The sequence below is a fragment of the Barnesiella sp. An22 genome, from assembly GCF_002159975.1.
GTDB classification, from domain to species: Bacteria; Bacteroidota; Bacteroidia; order Bacteroidales; family Barnesiellaceae; genus Barnesiella; species Barnesiella merdigallinarum.
The window spans coordinates 575876-594034 of the sequence record NZ_NFJR01000001.1 but is presented as its reverse complement, the minus strand read 5'-3'; the positions used below and the strand labels follow the sequence as shown (position 1 = coordinate 594034).

The 18159-nt window shown below is 48.5% G+C and carries 13 protein-coding genes; 6 read left to right on the top strand and 7 right to left on the bottom strand.

Going from position 1 to position 18159, the window contains the following annotated elements; translation table 11 throughout:
- The first annotated feature begins 4 nt into the window (after window positions 1–4).
- From B5F38_RS02395 to B5F38_RS02370, 6 genes are all read left to right on the top strand, one after another.
- Window positions 5–1780, top strand: coding sequence for a hypothetical protein (locus B5F38_RS02395; protein ID WP_087407710.1), 1776 nt, complete (start codon window positions 5–7; stop codon window positions 1778–1780).
- Window positions 1781–1786: 6 nt separating this feature from the next.
- Window positions 1787–2932 (top strand): peptidoglycan-binding domain-containing protein, encoded by a 1146-nt coding sequence (locus B5F38_RS14565; RefSeq protein ID WP_087407709.1) that lies wholly within the window; start codon window positions 1787–1789, stop codon window positions 2930–2932.
- Between the two features lies 1 nt (window position 2933).
- A complete protein-coding gene (locus B5F38_RS02385) occupies window positions 2934–3917 on the top strand; it encodes a glucosaminidase domain-containing protein (protein WP_087407708.1) in 984 nt (327 codons plus the stop codon).
- A gap of 141 nt (window positions 3918–4058) precedes the next feature.
- Entirely contained in the window at window positions 4059–5546 is a 1488-nt protein-coding gene (locus tag B5F38_RS02380) for a serine/threonine-protein kinase (protein ID WP_158096824.1), read from the top strand.
- Window positions 5547–5552: 6 nt separating this feature from the next.
- Window positions 5553–7325 (top strand): hypothetical protein, encoded by a 1773-nt coding sequence (locus B5F38_RS02375; RefSeq protein ID WP_087407706.1) that lies wholly within the window; start codon window positions 5553–5555, stop codon window positions 7323–7325.
- A gap of 4 nt (window positions 7326–7329) precedes the next feature.
- On the top strand, window positions 7330–8121 hold the full coding sequence (locus tag B5F38_RS02370; protein ID WP_087407705.1) for a protein phosphatase 2C domain-containing protein: 792 nt from the start codon (window positions 7330–7332) through the stop codon (window positions 8119–8121).
- 141 nt (window positions 8122–8262) lie between these two features.
- Here B5F38_RS02370 and B5F38_RS02365 read toward each other — a convergent pair whose 3' ends face one another.
- The 7 genes from B5F38_RS02365 to B5F38_RS02335 all read right to left on the bottom strand — a co-directional run bounded on the left by B5F38_RS02365 (window position 8263) and on the right by B5F38_RS02335 (window position 18044).
- Complete coding sequence (locus B5F38_RS02365; protein WP_087407704.1) at window positions 8263–11439, bottom strand: DEAD/DEAH box helicase family protein; 3177 nt, start codon at window positions 11437–11439, stop codon at window positions 8263–8265.
- Between the two features lie 71 nt (window positions 11440–11510).
- Complete coding sequence (locus tag B5F38_RS02360; protein WP_158096823.1) at window positions 11511–12788, bottom strand: restriction endonuclease subunit S; 1278 nt, start codon at window positions 12786–12788, stop codon at window positions 11511–11513.
- A gap of 74 nt (window positions 12789–12862) precedes the next feature.
- Complete coding sequence (locus B5F38_RS02355; protein WP_087407702.1) at window positions 12863–14866, bottom strand: class I SAM-dependent DNA methyltransferase; 2004 nt, start codon at window positions 14864–14866, stop codon at window positions 12863–12865.
- A 135-nt stretch (window positions 14867–15001) separates the two neighbouring features.
- Window positions 15002–15613, bottom strand: a complete 612-nt coding sequence (locus B5F38_RS02350) for a YqiA/YcfP family alpha/beta fold hydrolase (RefSeq protein WP_087407701.1) — start codon at window positions 15611–15613, stop codon at window positions 15002–15004.
- Window positions 15614–15637: 24 nt separating this feature from the next.
- Window positions 15638–15937 (bottom strand): glutaredoxin-related protein, encoded by a 300-nt coding sequence (locus B5F38_RS02345; RefSeq protein WP_087407700.1) that lies wholly within the window; start codon window positions 15935–15937, stop codon window positions 15638–15640.
- A 233-nt stretch (window positions 15938–16170) separates the two neighbouring features.
- On the bottom strand, window positions 16171–16869 hold the full coding sequence (locus tag B5F38_RS02340) for a flavodoxin (RefSeq protein ID WP_087407699.1): 699 nt from the start codon (window positions 16867–16869) through the stop codon (window positions 16171–16173).
- A gap of 143 nt (window positions 16870–17012) precedes the next feature.
- A complete protein-coding gene (locus tag B5F38_RS02335; protein ID WP_087407698.1) occupies window positions 17013–18044 on the bottom strand; it encodes a FecR domain-containing protein in 1032 nt (343 codons plus the stop codon).
- Window positions 18045–18159: the final 115 nt, after the last annotated feature.

Here is an 18159-nt window from a genome sequence, read left to right as displayed (position 1 = left end):
AAATATGGATAGCATAATCCAAAAACAGATAGATGAGCTAATCGTAGAGCTGAAAAAGGCGGGGCAGAATATGAATGATCCGGTTTCGAAATTGATGGTTACGACATTGATTTATCAAACTCAAAAGATTAGAGACGAAATCGAGAGTATCCCCAGTCGTGTAGTCGATAGATTATGCTCCTATTTCATTCCGGGCAATAAGGTCGATGCGATACCAGCTCTTTGTCTGGTTCAAATCGCGTTGAAGCAGAAAAAAGATATTGTACCCCATAGTTTAGCCAACGGTACATATTTCACTTATAAACTGAGTGCGAAACAGATATTGTCGTATTATCCGCTTTTCGCGAACTTGATTGTTCCGTACACTCGATTGCATGTGTTGACTCCACGAGTCCTTAAAACCGGCGCCTCGATTACGCAAGTGATGTCTGGTCAAAAAGGACAAGTATGGTTGGGCATGGAGATGGATACAGAAATCGAGACCCTAACCCATGTCTCGTTTTTTATAAGGGGGACGAATGGTTTGCTTCCACAGAAAGTGTATGCAGGTAATGGACCGGTAGAGTTGGCTTTTGCTTCGGCAGAGCAGATGGAACGAATCGCTATTATCGAGCCGTTTGATTCACAACAGGCACACCATTCTTTTTTTGAAGCCTTGTCTTGTTGGAAACAAGTCTTGTCGAGTCAGAATGATGATGGACGTCTGATTTATATTACCGATGCGCTGGTCGATCGGGATGTATTCAAAGGTAAAGCGTATCCAAAGTCTTTTCAGAAATCTTTGGAAAGTAGTGATTTAGATACGTTTGGGAATAATACACTATGGATACTTTTCGATTTTGGTAATCAATATGAGGTTCCCGATACGATTGAAATCTTGCCCAATGTGGTACCCGTAGTGAATGTGGGCTTCAATAGTGTCTCTTTGACGCAATCCTCTCCGATAGCCCAATTAACAAAAAGTGATGGAGCCTATTTCTTTCACTTGATAGAGACGAGTTCTACTTCGCAAAAACAGGGCTTTAGCCAAATCGAAGATGATGTTGTGATTCGAGATTTCAATGCCTCTTGTTATAATAAAGATTTATTGTATAGAGATGTACGCAATCTGTATAATCGATTTATCGATGACTATTATGCGTTTGTCGATTATCATGGATTGAAAGATGGCGAATTGATAAAATCGTTGCGGAATATTATCAATCGTATCGGAAAGAGTGTTGTCTCTGGGGGCGATTCCCGAAATCAATTCGACGAAGGGGTTTATGCGATGCGCAATGTAAATCAGGCTCAGTTGTCTTCCGTTGTAAAAGTATCGTATCTTACGACTTGGGGCCGAATTGGTAATGCCCCCAAGTCAGGAGAGTTGATGGAGAATAAAAAAGATGCTGCAGTTGAAAAGGAGGTCTCTGTGATAACGTCGGGAATGGGGGGTGAGGATAAGCCGGATGCCGATCAAAGATATGAGTTGTTAAGATACTATACGCTCACGTCGGATCGGTTGTATACCAAAATGGACATAGACGCATTTTTGCGGATGCAACTGTTGAAGGAGTTTGGAAAAGACGAGATGGATCGTATCAAATATAGTATTCAGGTACAAGGAGCCGGAGGCGGACCTCGGTTAAAGAGAGGTCTATACATAGACATTTTATTCAAGGATAGTAAAAATTATCAAAAGGCGGAGTCAATGGCTTTAGATTACAATCTGCGGCAAAAGATTACAGAGAAATCTTGTATATCGATGCCGATTATTGTGACCTTAATTGATATGGGATAGTTAAGTATGGCAGCACAGTATTATAATTATAGCCCTTCTACTAAATCGAAAGCAGATTCAACGGTTCGGGAAATTCAGGCGATGCTTAATCGTATTCGCACGCAGTATCATCTGAATTGGGAATACTTGTCGGAGGATGGCATTTACGGTCCTAAAACAGCTCAGGCCGTCAAAGCATATCAAATTTATCGGGGTATAACCCCTGCATCTGGAGTCTTAGGCCCTACGACCATAGATTATATTGCCGATTCATATAAGCGAATACCTATAATTACAGCTCAATCAAGTTCCTTAAAACCCTATTACGATACGCAGGGATTGGCCGATAAATCTTTTCTTGTAAAGGCTATCGATGCCATAGGCGCGTTTTTGAGTAATACCAACGATTTTGTCAAGGGCGAAATACGATATGTGAATAGTTTGGGCCGGTTAGATGCGGGTGCTCTAAAAAATCGGTATGTAGCTTTTGCAACAAGATTTGATCCGAAGATGAAAGAGTTAAAGCAATTATTGGGAAAGAATACGGTAGCCAATGATACGATTGCAAAAAACATGGCGTTAGCCAAACAGCCCGGTTTTGGTGCGAAGAGCTCGGTAGCGGAGTTGAATATTCGTGCAGCTCAGCGAGCTGTTTCTAAGTCGAAGCAGGCGATTCGCATAAATACCCGTCAAGCCCAAAGGGCCAGTTTGGATTTAATCGGCGAGCTGAAGAAGTTTGACGTATTAAGTAAAATAGAAAAATTTTTGGCCAGTAAGGGAATAACCGGGCGAATAGAGTTAAGTGCTTTAAAGAGTAAGCCTGGTATTACGATTAAAGGTGGAGGACTCTTGGTGCTGTTGAATCTGAAGGACCTCATTTATGATTTATGTCAGGTAGATGAATGGGGTACAGAGGCATGGAAGGCAAAAATCGTCAAACATTTTTTTGAGTTTCTGGATGATATAGTAGTCGGATTTGCTTCGTTTGTACTTGCACAGCTGATTGTCGGGGCTGTAGTGGGTGCATCTATATCGGCCGGGTGGATTGCGGTTATTGTCGCTATTGTTGCCATACTTATAGCTGCTCTGATAACATATTTTATGGACGAGGCCGAAGTGTCGTTTTCGGAAACTGCACTTGAAGGCTATAAAAGCATAGTGCGAATTTTTTGATATGAGGCCTCTTTCTGTATCTGTCTTGTTGCTTGTTTTACTGTCTGTATCGAGTGCTTTAGCTCAGCGAGCAGAAACGGTTCGAGGTTATATATCCCAATACAAGTCCTTAGCTTTACAGTTCGAAAAAGAGTATGGCATTCCGGCTTCAATCACTTTGGCACAAAGTATTCTTGAATCAGGAGCCGGAACAAGTAGCCTTACAAGAGCTTCTAACAATCATTTTTGTATTAAGGCCGGAATAAGTTGGACCGGCCGTGTCTACTTGGCATGGGACGATGAAAAGACTAAAAGTCGATTTCGGTGTTATGATTCGGCCGAATCTTCGTTCCGGGATTACGCCCAATTATTGAGTACCAGTAAGTATTATCGGAATCTATTCAGTTTTAGCGTTTATGATTATCGAAGCTGGGCATATGGTTTGAAAAAGGCTGGATATGCGACTGCTCCTAATTATGCTCAAGCCTTGATAGGAATAATTGATCAGTACAAATTGTATGCAATCAATGGAGGTGTAAAGCTTAGGCCCGGGAAGACGGTTATTATTACAAAATATATCGAACAGGAAAAACCCGTATTTGATGAAACTTGTGTGATTCCCGAAGATGAGGAGACCGACGAGCAACGTATCATTGTTGAGGCCATGCAGCGATATGCGGTTGAAATCAACAACATTCATTGTACCGTAGTCCAACCTGGGGAAACGCTGGCTTCGGTCTCTCGCAAACACGATATATCGCCCATAGATTTGTTGAAGTATAATGAGTTGGAGTCGGAATATCAAGTGAAGGCTGGTGATATTATATTCCTGAATAAAAAGAAGAAAAAATACGACGGTGCACAGGATGTCTATTGGGCAACTGGTGGAGAGACTCTGTACGAGGTATCTCAAAAATTTGGAATACAGTTGCATCGATTGGCGAAGATGAACGATTTGAATGACTATGTAAGACTTAAAGAGGGCACTCGAATACGGTTGAAGTAATATGAAGCTCTTCGCAGTAAGAATTATGAAGTATGAAGAATCAGAAGTCGGAAATGTGTAATCCCCGAGCGAGTATTGAGAACATAGTCTACCCTCAGTGTGTAGAAGGTCCCTGCATTTTTTGTGTATAAAATGGAAAATATGAATTCGATTGCCGAACGTGGCATTTTATTTGATGGTCGTTATAAGTTGCTTCGCACCTTGAGTTCCGATGGTGGTACTGCCGATGTGTGGCTTGCATTGGATACGAATACGATAGACGAAATATATAACGATGATGACGATACTATAATATCTCAAGAAGAGTCTGGAATAAAGGTCGCGATAAAAATCTACAGGCCTAAAAATGCCTTGGATCTTGGAGAACAGCGATTTAGAGATGAATTTAAGATTGTCTTTAATTGTCATCATTCCAATTTGGTACAACCTATAAATTTTTCTATTGTAGATGGCATTCCTTATCTGGTCTTGCCTTTTTGTCAGAATGGTTCATCGGAACAGCTGCAGGGAAAAATTACCGATAAGAGAGAACTGTGGCGATATATTGCCGATGTTTCGGCTGGATTGGCCTATCTGCATGCCTTTAATCCAACGATTGTACATCAAGATATAAAACCGGCCAATATCTTGATTGACGATAACAACAATTACGCGATTACCGATTTTGGCATCAGTTCGCATCGAGGCGGATTGAATCGAGAGGATAAGGATACGCAAAGCGGAACTATGGCCTATATGGCTCCCGAACGCTTTACCGAAGAATATGAGGCTACTCCGGAGAGCGATATTTGGTCTTTTGGAGCCACGTTGTATGAGTTGATAACCGGTAAGGTACCTTTTGGAGAATTAGGGGGAAAAGAGCAGTTGGACAAACAACTTTCATTACCGCCTATAACACAACCGATACCCGGCGATATTAAGAAACTCATTTCAGATTGTCTTGCGTTGGACCCGGCCAAGCGGCCTTCGGCGAAGGAGATTTGCCGAGCCGCTCAATTGGAGCGTTATCCGGTGCGTTCTGTCGGGAAATATATGATAGGCGGTTTGGTCGGTCTTGTTATCATTTTGGGGATTGTTGCTTTTCTGTTTGTTTCCAGGCGGGCTCCCGAGCATTTGACCAATGAAGAGGTTTTTGCAAAAGCTCTGGCGTTGGTGAATACTGACGATGTCGCCTCTTTGTCCGAAGGATTGAACCTGATGGATAGCCTTGGATCTTTGGGGTATATACCGGCTTTGTATGAACAGGCATTTACCTATGGCTGGTATTCCGACAGTGCTTCGGTGGCACGAAAACAGTTGCTTCATATCGAGTTGTATCCACGAGGTACAGATGAAGAGTTTCTGCCCCAATCGCATCAGATCAATAATAAGGCGATTGGACTGTTTACGAGGATAGAAGAGTTTAACAATCCGGCTTATCCCAGTATCAATGCCAATGCCTTGTATCGGTTGGCCTGCTATTATGTCAACCCCAATAAGGTTTTTGTGAAAGATGTAGATCGAGCCGAATACCTGTTACTGCAGGCAAAGATATGGGCCGAGCAGTGCAACGATACACTTTTGATAAATCGGATAGAAAGAGGCCTTAACATGTTGGAAGAAAATAAAAGTAAAATATCAAAAAAATAAATATTTATGAGAAAAATACTGCTGTTATTCATTGGCTTGATAGGATGTGTTTCCGTCGAGGCGCAACTGGCGAAGTGGGTCATACACCCCGTGTTCAATTCATTGTCGGTAAAAGTCGATAATCGTATCTTGGCGACAGATTCTGCCGGATGGACTTCGTTATGGACCTTTGACGGGAAACGGATATTTGAGACAGAGCATGAAATTCAGGCTTTTAACGAAGGTGTAGCTACCATTGTAGAAAAGAATACGAGGTCGATTATTGGATTCATCGATATGTCGGGAACCTTTACGGCTCTTCCTGATATGGAGATTGCCTATGACGATCCCTATTTTCACGACGGCTATCTCTGTTTCAAGGATGGCGACAGTTATGGCTATTGCATGCGGGATGGTAATGTGGCCTATATGGCCGAGAGTGTAAAGTCCTATCCTTTTCACTCGGGATATGCACCTTACTTGACATTCGCACAGATGGATAAGCGGAAAGACCCTTATTATGGCTATCATACTTCGGGTAATCGTTTGATATATTACAGGATATATAACGGTGAAAAAGTAAAGGATTTTGAACCCGACGAAATCAGTTTCTTGTCTGGCATCGGTCCCAATGGGAAAGGGGTAGCCGTAATCAAGAATAAACTGTATTGGTTCAGTGCCTCTACGGGGATGTTTGAGCCCTTGCTCTGGGGAGACGAAGAATCGGAAAAACGACGGCATCTGACCCTCGAGGGCGATTATAGACAATATTTCTTGAGTCTGCCTTCCGACAGTGTGGTTATACGTGCCAAATATGGACGGAAGCAAAAAGCCGTTCTTCGGTTCGATAACGAGCTGGTGCCTGCACGATTTACGTTTGACGACGAAGATCTTCTGTTCGAGACTTCCGTCTCGACCCCTGTCAAGTATGAAACCTCGCTCTCTTCGTATGGCAAAGGACAGAAAGGCTTGTCCATGAACTCAAAGCCTATTTTACCCCAACAGTTCGACGAGGTGTCTCTTATGTATGGAAACAGAGCGTTTGTAAAGAAACAAGGGAGATGGGGTATCCTTGAAATCTTGCCCGATTTGACCTACCAGATAAGTGTCAACAAGGGTGAAGATATTGCCTTTAGACATCAAAAATTCGAGACTCAGGTTCGCTTGGACTTACCGGCCGAAATTTCGGCCAAAGAGGCTCGCATCGATATTCCGGAATCGACAGGTTGTATCATCGACAAGACGTCTCGTGAAACCAAAGATACCGAAAGCGGAAACTTTGTCGTGTATAATTGTTCGCTCAATATTCCGCGTTCGTTACCCGATACGATTACCGAGATTACCTACTCTCCCATGGTTGTCTCGTACGATGGCATATCGATGTTCGACAGTCCTATACGGGTACGAGCCTGGCATTTGAAATACTATAATGTCGACCCCATCGATTCTGAGACAACCGTCGACAACGGTGTCGCTTCATTTACCATCAATATCAACGCCCAGCGTAATGTGGGTGAGGGTGACTATCCGTTTGAAGTAAGAATCGAGGCCGACTCCATTACGGTCGATTACGAAAAAATATCGGAGACCCGCTATAAATGTACCGTCTATAATCTGCAAGAGGGGGACAACAGCTTGAATATATTTGTTACCGAAAAAGGATGCCCCTCATCGATATTCCCCTTCGAGATTACCTACACCAAACCTGTTCCCAAGAAGAAAGAGAAAGAGAAGGTTGTGATTCGTAAGAAGTCGGCTGAGGCGAAAAAAGAATCGTCGACCCCCAGATTGGAGATATAGAGCCATGGAATATGTCGTTCGTGCCGCAACCTCGAAAGGCCGAGGCCATAGAGAGAATGAAGACTGTTATCTCTGTAACGACCGTTTCATCGTGTTGGCCGATGGAATGGGGGGAGAATCCGATGGTGAAGTAGCCTCTAAATTGGCAGTCGATACCGTGTCGTCGATTTTGAAAAACGGTCTCTCCGACGATATGGCCGCCGACGAACTGCAACGGTTGGCCTTTGATGCCATACATAAAGCCGACGACTGTATCATGTCCCATGTTGCCGACGAACCTTCTGCGGCGGGGATGGGTACAACCATTGTGATTTTAATCCGTCAAAAGCAGAACCTATATATAGCCTGGTGTGGCGATAGCCGCTGTTACGTGTATAATCCCAAGCGAGGAATACACAGCCTCACCAAAGACCATTCCTACGTTCAAGATCTTGTCGATGCGGGCCGCATTACGGTCGACGAGTCCTATACTCATCCCGACAGCAATTTGATTACCCGGTTTGTCGGCGGAGGTCCCGATACCTGTATCCCCGACTTTACAGTCTATTGTCTGAATCCGCGGGATATTGTTGTCGCCTGCAGCGACGGTCTTTCGGGGTATTGCAGAGATCGGGCTATCGAAGTGCAGATAGAGGATACTGCAGACAAAGGGCAACTGCCGGTCGCTTTGTTGAATCTGGCATTGGCTCAGGGGAGTGACGATGACATTACCGTTATTACGCTGATGTCTCAAAACGGTTCCCGTCTGTCCGAAGGCTCTCTGTTCGGGTGGCTCAAACGGAAATATCGACCATAGTATTGCACCAACTCTCGAGGGTACAGTTTGTTTCAGAGGTCCCAATAGAAGTACATTCTCCTCGAGAAAAGCGTTGGCCACAAGGAGGTAACTCCTTGGGCCAACGCTTGTTTTTGTCTATCTCTGCGGATGGGGTGGGGTTCAATACCGTTTCCCTTTATAACTTTCGTAGATGATTTGAGCCATCTGGGTCATCACGTTTTTGTAGAAGTCGGGATTTTCAAACAGCTTGCCAAACGAATCCATCTGCTCCACATAGCAGGTTCGGGCCACCTCGTCGAATATATGCGGGAAGATGCTCTCTTCGAACTGTTTGGCATCGGTATTGTTGGCCTGTTTGGTCAACTTTTTCTTTTCGGTAGCTACCATTCTGTCGTAGATTGTCTCCACAATCACCCGGTCGCTTTCCGAGAAGTTCCCTTGATACATGAGGTTCACCTTGTCGATAATCTGGCTCAACAGGTCCTTTTTGGCGGTTTGCGGTTTGCTTCCCTTGGGCTTTTCTCCCTCAAGCGGTTTTACGTGCGAGTCCAGTGTGATAGAGACCGTTTCGCCCTCGGTTATTTTCGAGTAGAGCAGCATGATTTGCTTGTTCAGGTCTACTCTGGTCTTGGCGTTCTTCGGCAACAGGCGGTACAGGTAGTCGGCATAGACATAAGCCTTGTAAAGACTCTTGTCGTAGGTGCGTTCTATTTGGGCCATGTAGGCATAGAACCGTATGAAATTCTTTATCTTCGACCGCACGGCAAAACGCTTCTCCTCGTCCAGTGCTTCGTAGCGGGCAATCGTGCTCTTGAAGGCATTCGACAGAGCTCCCAGCCGGTCCTTCTGCTTCTCAATTCCGCTTAGCAGGTCGTAGAACCGTTGCTCGTCCGCCTCGCTCCACAGGTGGTACATCTGTATATCCTGGCGGAAGGTGTACACGTAGTTTACATCTACCGGTTTTATCAGTTCTGTGCCTTTGTAGAAAGGCTCAAACGATTTCTTTATCTCTTCGGGCGTGTTGCAGAAGTCGAGTACATACGTGTCTTTTTTATCCTTGTGCCACCGGTTCAGGCGCGACAGGGTCTGCACGGCCTTCACGTTTTTCAGTTTCTTGTCTACAAACATCGTGTGCAGGCGTGGTTCGTCAAACCCGGTCTGATATTTGTCGGCTACGACCAGCAAGTTGTACAGGTCCGAGGCAAAATAGAGGGGCAGGCGGCTCTCCGATATGTTGCGCCCGTCGGCCGAATTCAGCTTGGGTTCGGTATACTCGATGCCTTCATACGATACGACCCCCGAAAAGGCGACCATGGGTTTCACGTCGTCGATATGGTGCTCGGCGCAGTATCGCTTGATTTGCAGGAAATACCTTACGGCATGGGCGCGCGACGGGCACACCAGCATGGCCTTGGCCTTGCCCTGCATGGCGTTCAGGGTCACCTCTCTGAATTTCTCGACCACGATGGCCGTTTTCTGTTCAATCACATGCTGGTGATTGTCGTGATAGGCTTTGATGGCACGGGTGGCCGGGGTCTCTTCGTACGAGGGGTCGTTTTCGATGCTTTTGGTTATTTCGTAGGTGGTCTCGTAGGTGGTATAGTATTTGAGTACATCCATGATAAACCCCTCTTCGATGGCCTGCAGCATCGAGTAGGTATGGTAAGCGGCATACCGGTCTTTTTCGGGTGTCTCGCCCTTTTCTACCAGTTCGCCGAAGGTTTGCAAAGTCTTGGGCTTAGGGGTGGCCGTGAAGGCATAGAAGTAGAGGTTGTGGTGTTGTCCCTGGGCCAGCAGGTCTTCGAGCAGCGCGTCGCGTTTCTTCTCCAGAGCCTCCACTTCGAGTTCCTCCTGTTCGGCATATTCCCGCAAGGCCTCGTCAGTATCGGCCAGGGCCGCCTTCAGTTTCTCGGCACTCTTCCCCGATTGCGACGAGTGAGCCTCGTCTATGACTATGGCATAGCGTTTGCCGCTGCGGCTGCTCAGCTCTTTGTAGATGATGGGGAACCGGTGCAGCGTGGTGATGACGATGCGGGAGTTGTCGTTGTTGATTATCTGGGCCAGTTTCTCCGAGTTGTCGTTGTCGGTGATGGTCTCTATCTGCCCCTCGATGTGGTCGAACCCCAGGATGGTGCTTTGTAACTGTTTGTTCAATACCCGTCGGTCGGTAATCACAAACACGCTGTTAAACATGTTTTGCTGGCGGGCATTTTGCAGCGAGGCCAGCCGGTAGGTGAGCCAGGCTATCGAGTTCGATTTGCCCGAGCCGGCCGAGTGTTGAATCAGGAAGTTGTTACCGGTGTGGCGTCTGGGGGTGGGGCAGTGAGCCAGATAGGGTCCCAGCGGTTCGGCCGCCAGGCTGTAGCCGGTCGTTTCTCTGTCTTCGTTGTCGGCCTCTTGGGTGTGGTTCCGGTACGTATCGGCTACCAGCTTCTCCACCACATCGAGTTGGTGGTAGCGCGGGAATATGATCTTTACCGAGGTTTCGGTCACCTCTTTTTCCTGGCCATGCTTGTCGACGACGATTTTCAGTTTCTCCTCTTGCTGCCGGGATATGTAGCGTTGCAGGATGGCCAGCAGCATCTCCCGGTTCAAGATGTGTTCCCACAGATACGAGGTTACATAGCCCCCGTCCTGGCGCTCGGGATTGCCTGCACCACCCACTTGGCCTGCACCGTTCGACCCTTGGTTGAAGGGGATAAAAAAGGTCTTCTCCCTTTTCAGTTCGGTAGTCAGGGCCACTTCATACAGGTCTACCCCGAAGTAGGCCAATATGCGGTTGTCGAACCGGAACAGCGGTTCCTGCGGGTCGCGGTCTTCGCGCCACTGGCGTTTCGAGTTTTCGATATTCTGCCCGGTAAACTGGTTTTTCAGTTCGAGAGCCACTACCGGGATACCGTTGAGCGACAGTACCATATCTATGGTGTTGCGGTTGTGTACCGAGTAGGCAAACTGCCGGGTGACCGTGAGAATGTTGGCCCGGTAGTTGGCCACCAGTTCATCATTTAGCCACGAGGCCGGAGCAAAGTAGCAGAATCGGATGGGTATGCCGGCATCGGTGATGCCTTTGCGCAGTACATGGATGAGGCCGTAGCGTGTCACGTTTTCTTGAAACAGGCGGTAGAGCCGGTTCTCGGCCTTGTCGCCATATTTGGTCGTGTAGCGTTTCCAGGCTTTGGGCTGAGTCTTCTCGATAAAAGAGACCAATACCGGCATATCTATGGCACGCTCTTTGTCGTAGGTCGCTTGATTGCCCGGCGTGTAGCCGCCCTCGGTGAGCAGATAGTGCTCGATGTCGGCTTCGAAATTCTTCTCTTTCAATCCTGTGGTATCCATAATCAATCTCCCTTTTTTTTAGTTGTCTGTCAGCCACAATGTGCTATTGGTGGCTCTTGGTGTTTTTCCTGTCAACTCACTTTCCTTTTTCCGGTTACGCACTCGAATATCAATGATTTTTTGTACTCCTTCAACTTCTCGATTTTCTGTTGCTTGAGGGCGATGAGTTCGTCTATCTCGCTGCACCGCTGGTCGAGGTAGTCGGCTATGGCCTGTTGCTCGGCGAGAGGGGGAATAGGCAACCATGTATTTTTTATCTTATCTTGACTAATGTTGGGTTGTCCTCCTCCTTCTGCTTTGTATATCAGATAATTCTTTACAGAGATAATAGAATAAAATAAATACCTAAAATTCTGTTCTGTATCATTCATGACACAGCATGCCTGATTTACACAACCATCTATTTTTGAAATAGAAATATTTCCAACCGATGCTCCGTACATGGCTACAATAATAAAAGGAGCTTTGTATATTTTTAATGCAGAGTATTCTTTAAGTACAGTTTTGGAAATTGTATTCTTACAGTTTTCTATATAGCCTCCATTTATGTCGCCTGACTGAATCCAATTTATAGAACCTATATAATTGTCTTCTTTATTGGATTTGGGTGTCGTTCCACTACCAATTATACTAAATAATCTTACAATTTTATTTCTGCTCCAATGCTCCGGAATTTTCCCAATCCAATCGATATCGCTGTCTTTCAAAGGTACATTCTTATCGAGACCCCGGGTAACCGCTTCGGTAATGACCGATTGCTTGTAGCTCTGCAGTTTGGTTATCATCTCCTCTTGCAAAGCTATCAGTTCGTCTATCTCGCTGCACCGCCGGTCGAGGTAGTCGGCTATGGCCTGTTGCTCGTGCAATACTGGAAATGGTAACTTCATTAAAGAGAAGTCTTCATATTGAATATTTTTCCCTTCTCTTATACCAAGAGTGAAAGCATTTATTTGTGATATAAAACCATAACTTTTAAATAGATATTTGAAAAAATAATTACAACATGGTATTGTACTGTAAAATACTTGATATGCAGGGGAACAAACTCCTTCATATTCAGATATTTCAAATCCTCCTTGAAAACTCCGTAAACTAATTACATAATCATGTTTATGTACAGTCTTAAATGTATTAAGGTTTGTATTTTGTTTTACCTGAACTACTCCTTCTATTTGAGATTGAGGAATCATCCCATATTTTTGAGTAGCAGCAAGTAGAATTGCATTACTATTCCCTTTTGAATTCCTTAATTTAAAAATATTTTTCCCTTTTCTTACCTCCCAATGCTCTGGAATCTCCCCAATCCAAGCGATGCCACTGTCTTTATATTTATCGTATCTGTTTTCCATAACCGTCAAGTCCTTCTGTTTGTCATAGTCAGAGAAATCAATCTCGTTCGTAAAGATTTCTTTGCCGTTCGTCATTACCTCAATAGCCTGGACATCAGTTCCGACTCTCTCTCTTCCAACTGTTTCAGTTCATCGAAAATGACAGCGCTGGGTGCGAGCGGAGTGTATTTGTAAAATTCGCGGGTAAAAGGTATTTCGTAGCCGATTTTGCTTTCGGCTTCGTTGTACCAGAAGTCGGGGGCATACGGGCGCACATTCTTGTCGAGGTATTCCGCAAGGTCCTCTTTCCACGGAATAATCTCGCTGTCTTTCAGTTCCGGGTCGGGGGCAAATCCGCTTTCCGGGTCGGTAGGCTTTACGTAGGCCTCTGCCATATCGGCGTTGCGTTTGCCAAAATAGTTTCTCAGAAGGGCGACTTTCCCTTGCGGCACCTTTATCTTGGCCCTCTTCAGGGCGAGGAAGAATGTAATATCGGGGCATCCTTCATGGCTGGGGAGGTTGTTTTCCCAGTATGTGGCCACCTCTTTCAGCAGGGCTCTGTCGGCCTCCTTATAGCCGGTGGCCGTAGCCTCGTCGAAGTGGATGTCTTTGTATTCCAGACGGAGGGGCCGGTTTATAATCAGTTTTGTAAACTTGAAGTCCTCCACCTCTTTTATCTTGCTTTCTACCTTGAGTTGCGGGTTCTGTTCGTCGGTATACTCCCAATCGGTGAAACCCCGATAGGCCTGCATGATGAGGTTGCGGCAGGCGGTAGAAATCTCTACCCGCTTGTTGCCGAGCGGCTTGCGCAGTTTTTCGAAACATTTGCTCGCGTCGATAAGCTGTACTTTGCCGGTACGCTCTTCGGTCTTGTTTTTGCACACCACCCAAATATAGGTGGCAATGCCGGTGTTGTAGAATAGGTCGTTGGGCAACTGTATGATGGCTTCGAGCCAGTCGTGTTCGAGCAGATAGCCGCGTATGGCGCTCTCGCCGCTGCCGGCGTCGCCCTTGAACAGCGGCGACCCGTTTTGGATGATGGCCATGCGGCCGTCGTCTTTGAGCTTGGCTACACCGTTGAGCATGAAGAGCATCTGCCCGTCGCCCTTGGCCGGCAAACCTGGAGCAAAGCGGCCGGCCTCGCCTAATTCGTGCTCGGCCACGACCCTCTTTTCGGAGGCTTCCCAATCGATACCGAAGGGAGGATTGGAGATGATGTAGTCGAAGTGATACTCCTTGAACTGGTCGTTGCCCAGGGTATCGCCCAACCGCATGTTGTCGGTATTGCCACCTTTGATGAGCATGTCGGCCTTGGCAATACCGTAGGTTTGCGGGTTCAGCTCCTGCCCGAAACAGGTGATTTCGGCCTCGGGGTCGATCTGCCGGAAGCGCTCGTCGAGGCAGGCCAACATCTGGCTGGTGCCCATGGCCATGTCGTAGATAGAGGCGACAATGCCTTGCTCTTTCATTTGAGCTTCCCGGTCGCCTACCAGCAATTCGCTCATCAGGTAGATGATGTCGCGGGCCGTAAAGTGGGCTCCCGCCTGGTCGTTGTACGACTCGGAGAATTTGCGCACCAGCTCTTCGAAAATGTAGCCCATATCTACCGACGATACCATATCGGCCCCCAGATAGGCTTTTGCCGAGCAGAACTCCTTGATGACCAGGTAGAGGCGGTTGTTGTCGGCCAGCTTCTTGATTTCGTTGTGGAACTCCATGCAGTTGATGATGTCGATTACATTCTCGGAGAAGTGGCTCAGGTAGTTCTCGAAGTTGTCTTTGATGTTGTCGGCATCGGCCAGCAGAATGTCGAAGGTGAATCGGCTGGTGTTGTAGAAGTGTTGTTGGGCAGCCGCTTCGAGAAATCCCTTCTTAACCACGATACCTTTGGCATCGAGCTCTTGGTTGGTCTTTATCACGGCCTCTTTGGTGGGGGCCAGGGTATCTTCGAACCGCTTGATGACACACATGGGCAGTATTACCCGGCCATACTCGTGAGGCTTGTATAGACCCACCAGTTTATCGGCGATAGACCAGATGAGGTTCGCCTTTTCTTGTATGTTGACAGAGGTCTGTTTCTGCAATTCTTCTTCGCTCATAGGGAGGTTGTTTATGCGAGTATCGCTCTATTTCCTTGTTATCGTTTGTAAATTTAAACAAAGATACAAAAAGAGTTGTGGTGTGGCAAATGAAAACGGATGGTTTTCGCAAGCGGGAGGATGGAGAGCCGGCGGCTACCGGGTGGCGTAGCGGTCGATGAGCTGCACGACCAGCGGCACGTAGTAGCGCAGCACCTCGTCGGGGGTAGGGGTGTGGGCCCCGGGGAAGTGGAAGGCGTGGGTGTAGTGCTCGAGGAAGAGGGGTTCGTAGTGGGCCAGCGTGTCGCTCGTGCCGAAGAGGCCCCAGATGCGGTCGCGGTTGGCGGGGGAGTCGTAGTCCCACTGGTGCTGTTGCAGCCGGGCAAACTCGTCGATGAGGGGCTGGTCGATGACGAAGTGCTGGCGGCCGTCGGCACGCGGGGCTTTGTATTCGTGGGGCCCGAGGCGCGGGGTGAGGAAGCGGGTCATCTCGAGGTGGGGGTTACCCAGCAGCGCGGGCAGCCCCAGGCGCGAGGCCACCATCTGGGCCAAGAATGCGCCGTTGCTGTTGCCCACAATCGCGGCGGGGTGGAGTTGCAGGCATAGCCGATGGACGAGGTCGAGCGCCTCGCCGGGGTGCAGCGGCAGGTCGGGCGCAACTACCCGGGCTTGCCCCGCGAGACCTTGAGTCAAGGCTTGGGCAGGCGCACAGGCTCCTGCGGCAAAGAAACCGTGGAGGAAGAGAACGAGAGGCATGGCCGTTTCCATAGGGCAGAGGTGTGTGTGGCGGGGTCAGCAGCCGCTGCCGTCGAGGTTGCAGGCCGAGCCGTCGGCCACGGGGCGGGCGTGCAGGCCGGCCTCTTCGGCCACGAGGGTGACGGTGCCGTCGTCGAGTACGAAACAGGGTATGCCCACCGCTCCTGCGCGCTTGGCGCCGTCGAATGCCGGGTGGGTGTCGCGCAGCCGCAGAAAGGCTTTGAGGTCTCTCACGTGCCGCCCGATGTCGATCACTTCGTAGCGGCTGTTGCCTTTGACCTGCTCCTCGACGTAGGTGCAGTCGGGGCAGGTGCTCATGCCATATATCTTGATCATAACGGTTATTCCGATAGGTTTCGTGGGACAAATGTACAAAAAGTCGGGAGCCGAATGGACGCCTTGCCCGACTTTTTTTCTGTGGCGGCACCTCTTCTTCGTGGGGGAAAAGGGGTAAAAAAAAAGTTCGGCCCGGGAGTTGCGGGGCATCCCGAGCCGAGGGACCGCCCGTGTACCGTGGGAGGGGGGAAAACGATACGCGGGAGGGAAGTAGTTGGGGGCGATAGTAGTTCCTATTTGGGCAGGCCGACTTCGTCCAGCCAATCGGTGAGCATGGCGTGACAGTCTGAGGTCTGCGACGAGCGAATCCAGAGGCTGGGCGACAGGAACCGGCCGTCGGGAATCAGGCGCCGGGCGTCGGCCTCGACTCCGCTGATTCCGCTGCTGGCGCTCGACACAATCAGCCCTATCTGTTTGCCGGCCATCCGGGAACCGTAGTTGAACAGGAAGGTCTGCAGCGGGGCCGCCATGTTGCTCCACCAGAGGGGAGCCCCCACGACAATGGTGTTGTAGCTGCTGAAATCGACCTCGACGGGGTCGATGGCCGGGTAGGAGGCGGCATCGTCGGGGTTCTCGCGGATGGCGGCAATCTGCTCGCTGCCGATGGCGTAGTTGTTGGCCTCATAGTCGAGACCCTTTTGGGCCGGTTCCACCCGCAGCAGGTCGGCATTGACGAGCTTTTGCAGCTCGGTCACAATCGTGTGGGTGTGGTTGGTGTAGCTGTAATAGACAATGAGGGTATGCCCCAGGACGGAGTTGGTGTCGCCGGGGTTGTCGGTCGAGTCGGAGGGGACGACGTCGGGGTCGTCGGAACCAGAGCCGCTGCCCGTATTCTCGGGTTGTTCACCGTTCGAGGCCGGTTCGTCGCCCTTGCAGGCCAGGGCGCCCCAGGCCAAAGTCATTGCCAGAAAAAGATAAACGAGTTTCTTCATACGTCGGTACAATTTTAGGTTACATCATCGGGTGGGGCGACCGGTCGTCGGTCTCTCACCCTCGAGGGCAAAGATAGTGCCTGTATGAGAAATCCGGTTTGTTCAGCAGTTCAAATTGTTTTGTTCATCGGCTCAATCGGGGCCTATTTCCTGATTTTGGAGACTTGGTATACCTTCTTGCCCTTGACCTCGTTGTGTTGCTTGCTTATGTCTTTGCACGAGATGGCGTTACCCTCTTCCAGGAGGTCCAGAATTTCGCTGAGCGATTCGTTCTCGAAGGTGGCATGGTAGGGGTAGCTGTTGATTTCGGGGTCCTGGATCATGAATTTTACGTTATACTTCTGTTCCAGTTTGTTGAATACCTCTTTGAGGGTGACATCCCGGAAGATGGTGATGCCGTCGATCCAGGCGTAGTTGTTATAGACATTACCCGGGCGGAGGGAGTAGGAGTTGTCGGCCTTGTTGTAGTTCAGTATTTCGCCGGGGCTCATGGCAATGAGCTTTTGGGTGATGTGGTCGGTTATGTTTACCCGGCCTTTGTCGAGCGAGACATAGAGGCTGCTCTCGTTGGGATAGGCGTTGACGTTGAATCGAGTGCCGGTGGCCGTGACACTGATGTGGTTGGTGTTGACGATGAAGGGGTGTTGCGGGTCGGCATTGACCTCGAAGAAGGCTTCGCCCTGAATGAGCTCGACCTGCCGGACGTTGCTGTCGAACTGAACGGGATATTTGAAGGAGGTCCCTGAGTTGAGCCAGACGGTAGAGCCGTCGGGCAGCTCGACCGAAGAGGTAATTCCGTAGGGGACCGAGATGGTCTGCATGGCTGTCGGGCGGCCGGCAGAGGACCGATGTGCGTTCTGGTTGTATAGATAGAGGGTGGCGATGAGCAGGGGAATGAAGAGTATGGCGGCCGCCCGGTACATGAAGTTTGTAAAGGCAGCGATTCGGCTCGAGCATTGCTCTTTGCCGATTTTTTCGAAGAATCGGCTTTCGGCTTTGCGCGTGTCGATTTGAGCCGGATTGAAAGCCGGATGGGTTGCATCCCAAATGTTCTTTAACCGGCGGAACTCGGTCTTGTTTTCTTCACACTCGTTCAGCCATGCCGTAAAGGCCTTTACATCGGCCGGGTCGGCGTTTCCCGAGAGGATTCTGGTTATTATATCTTCGTTTTTCATTTTACCTTCTGCTTTTAGTTGACACTGAAATACCTAAACCTATCGTGAAAATCGTATGTGCGATTTTGAAAAGTCGTCGTTTGAGATTCATCGATTATGTACCATTTGTTTAAGT

What these genes read in the sequence shown, in the direction of transcription:
- B5F38_RS02395 (WP_087407710.1), top strand. Translation starts at nt 5, where the DNA reads ATGGATAGCATAATCCAAAAACAGATAGATGAGCTAATCGTAGAGCTG.
- B5F38_RS14565 (WP_087407709.1), top strand. Translation starts at nt 1,787, where the DNA reads ATGGCAGCACAGTATTATAATTATAGCCCTTCTACTAAATCGAAAGCA.
- B5F38_RS02385 (WP_087407708.1), top strand. Translation starts at nt 2,934, where the DNA reads ATGAGGCCTCTTTCTGTATCTGTCTTGTTGCTTGTTTTACTGTCTGTA.
- B5F38_RS02380 (WP_158096824.1), top strand. Translation starts at nt 4,059, where the DNA reads ATGAATTCGATTGCCGAACGTGGCATTTTATTTGATGGTCGTTATAAG.
- B5F38_RS02375 (WP_087407706.1), top strand. Translation starts at nt 5,553, where the DNA reads ATGAGAAAAATACTGCTGTTATTCATTGGCTTGATAGGATGTGTTTCC.
- B5F38_RS02370 (WP_087407705.1), top strand. Translation starts at nt 7,330, where the DNA reads ATGGAATATGTCGTTCGTGCCGCAACCTCGAAAGGCCGAGGCCATAGA.
- B5F38_RS02365 (WP_087407704.1), bottom strand. Translation starts at nt 11,439, where the DNA reads ATGGATACCACAGGATTGAAAGAGAAGAATTTCGAAGCCGACATCGAG.
- B5F38_RS02360 (WP_158096823.1), bottom strand. Translation starts at nt 12,788, where the DNA reads ATGGAAAACAGATACGATAAATATAAAGACAGTGGCATCGCTTGGATT.
- B5F38_RS02355 (WP_087407702.1), bottom strand. Translation starts at nt 14,866, where the DNA reads ATGAGCGAAGAAGAATTGCAGAAACAGACCTCTGTCAACATACAAGAA.
- B5F38_RS02350 (WP_087407701.1), bottom strand. Translation starts at nt 15,613, where the DNA reads ATGGAAACGGCCATGCCTCTCGTTCTCTTCCTCCACGGTTTCTTTGCC.
- B5F38_RS02345 (WP_087407700.1), bottom strand. Translation starts at nt 15,937, where the DNA reads ATGATCAAGATATATGGCATGAGCACCTGCCCCGACTGCACCTACGTC.
- B5F38_RS02340 (WP_087407699.1), bottom strand. Translation starts at nt 16,869, where the DNA reads ATGAAGAAACTCGTTTATCTTTTTCTGGCAATGACTTTGGCCTGGGGC.
- B5F38_RS02335 (WP_087407698.1), bottom strand. Translation starts at nt 18,044, where the DNA reads ATGAAAAACGAAGATATAATAACCAGAATCCTCTCGGGAAACGCCGAC.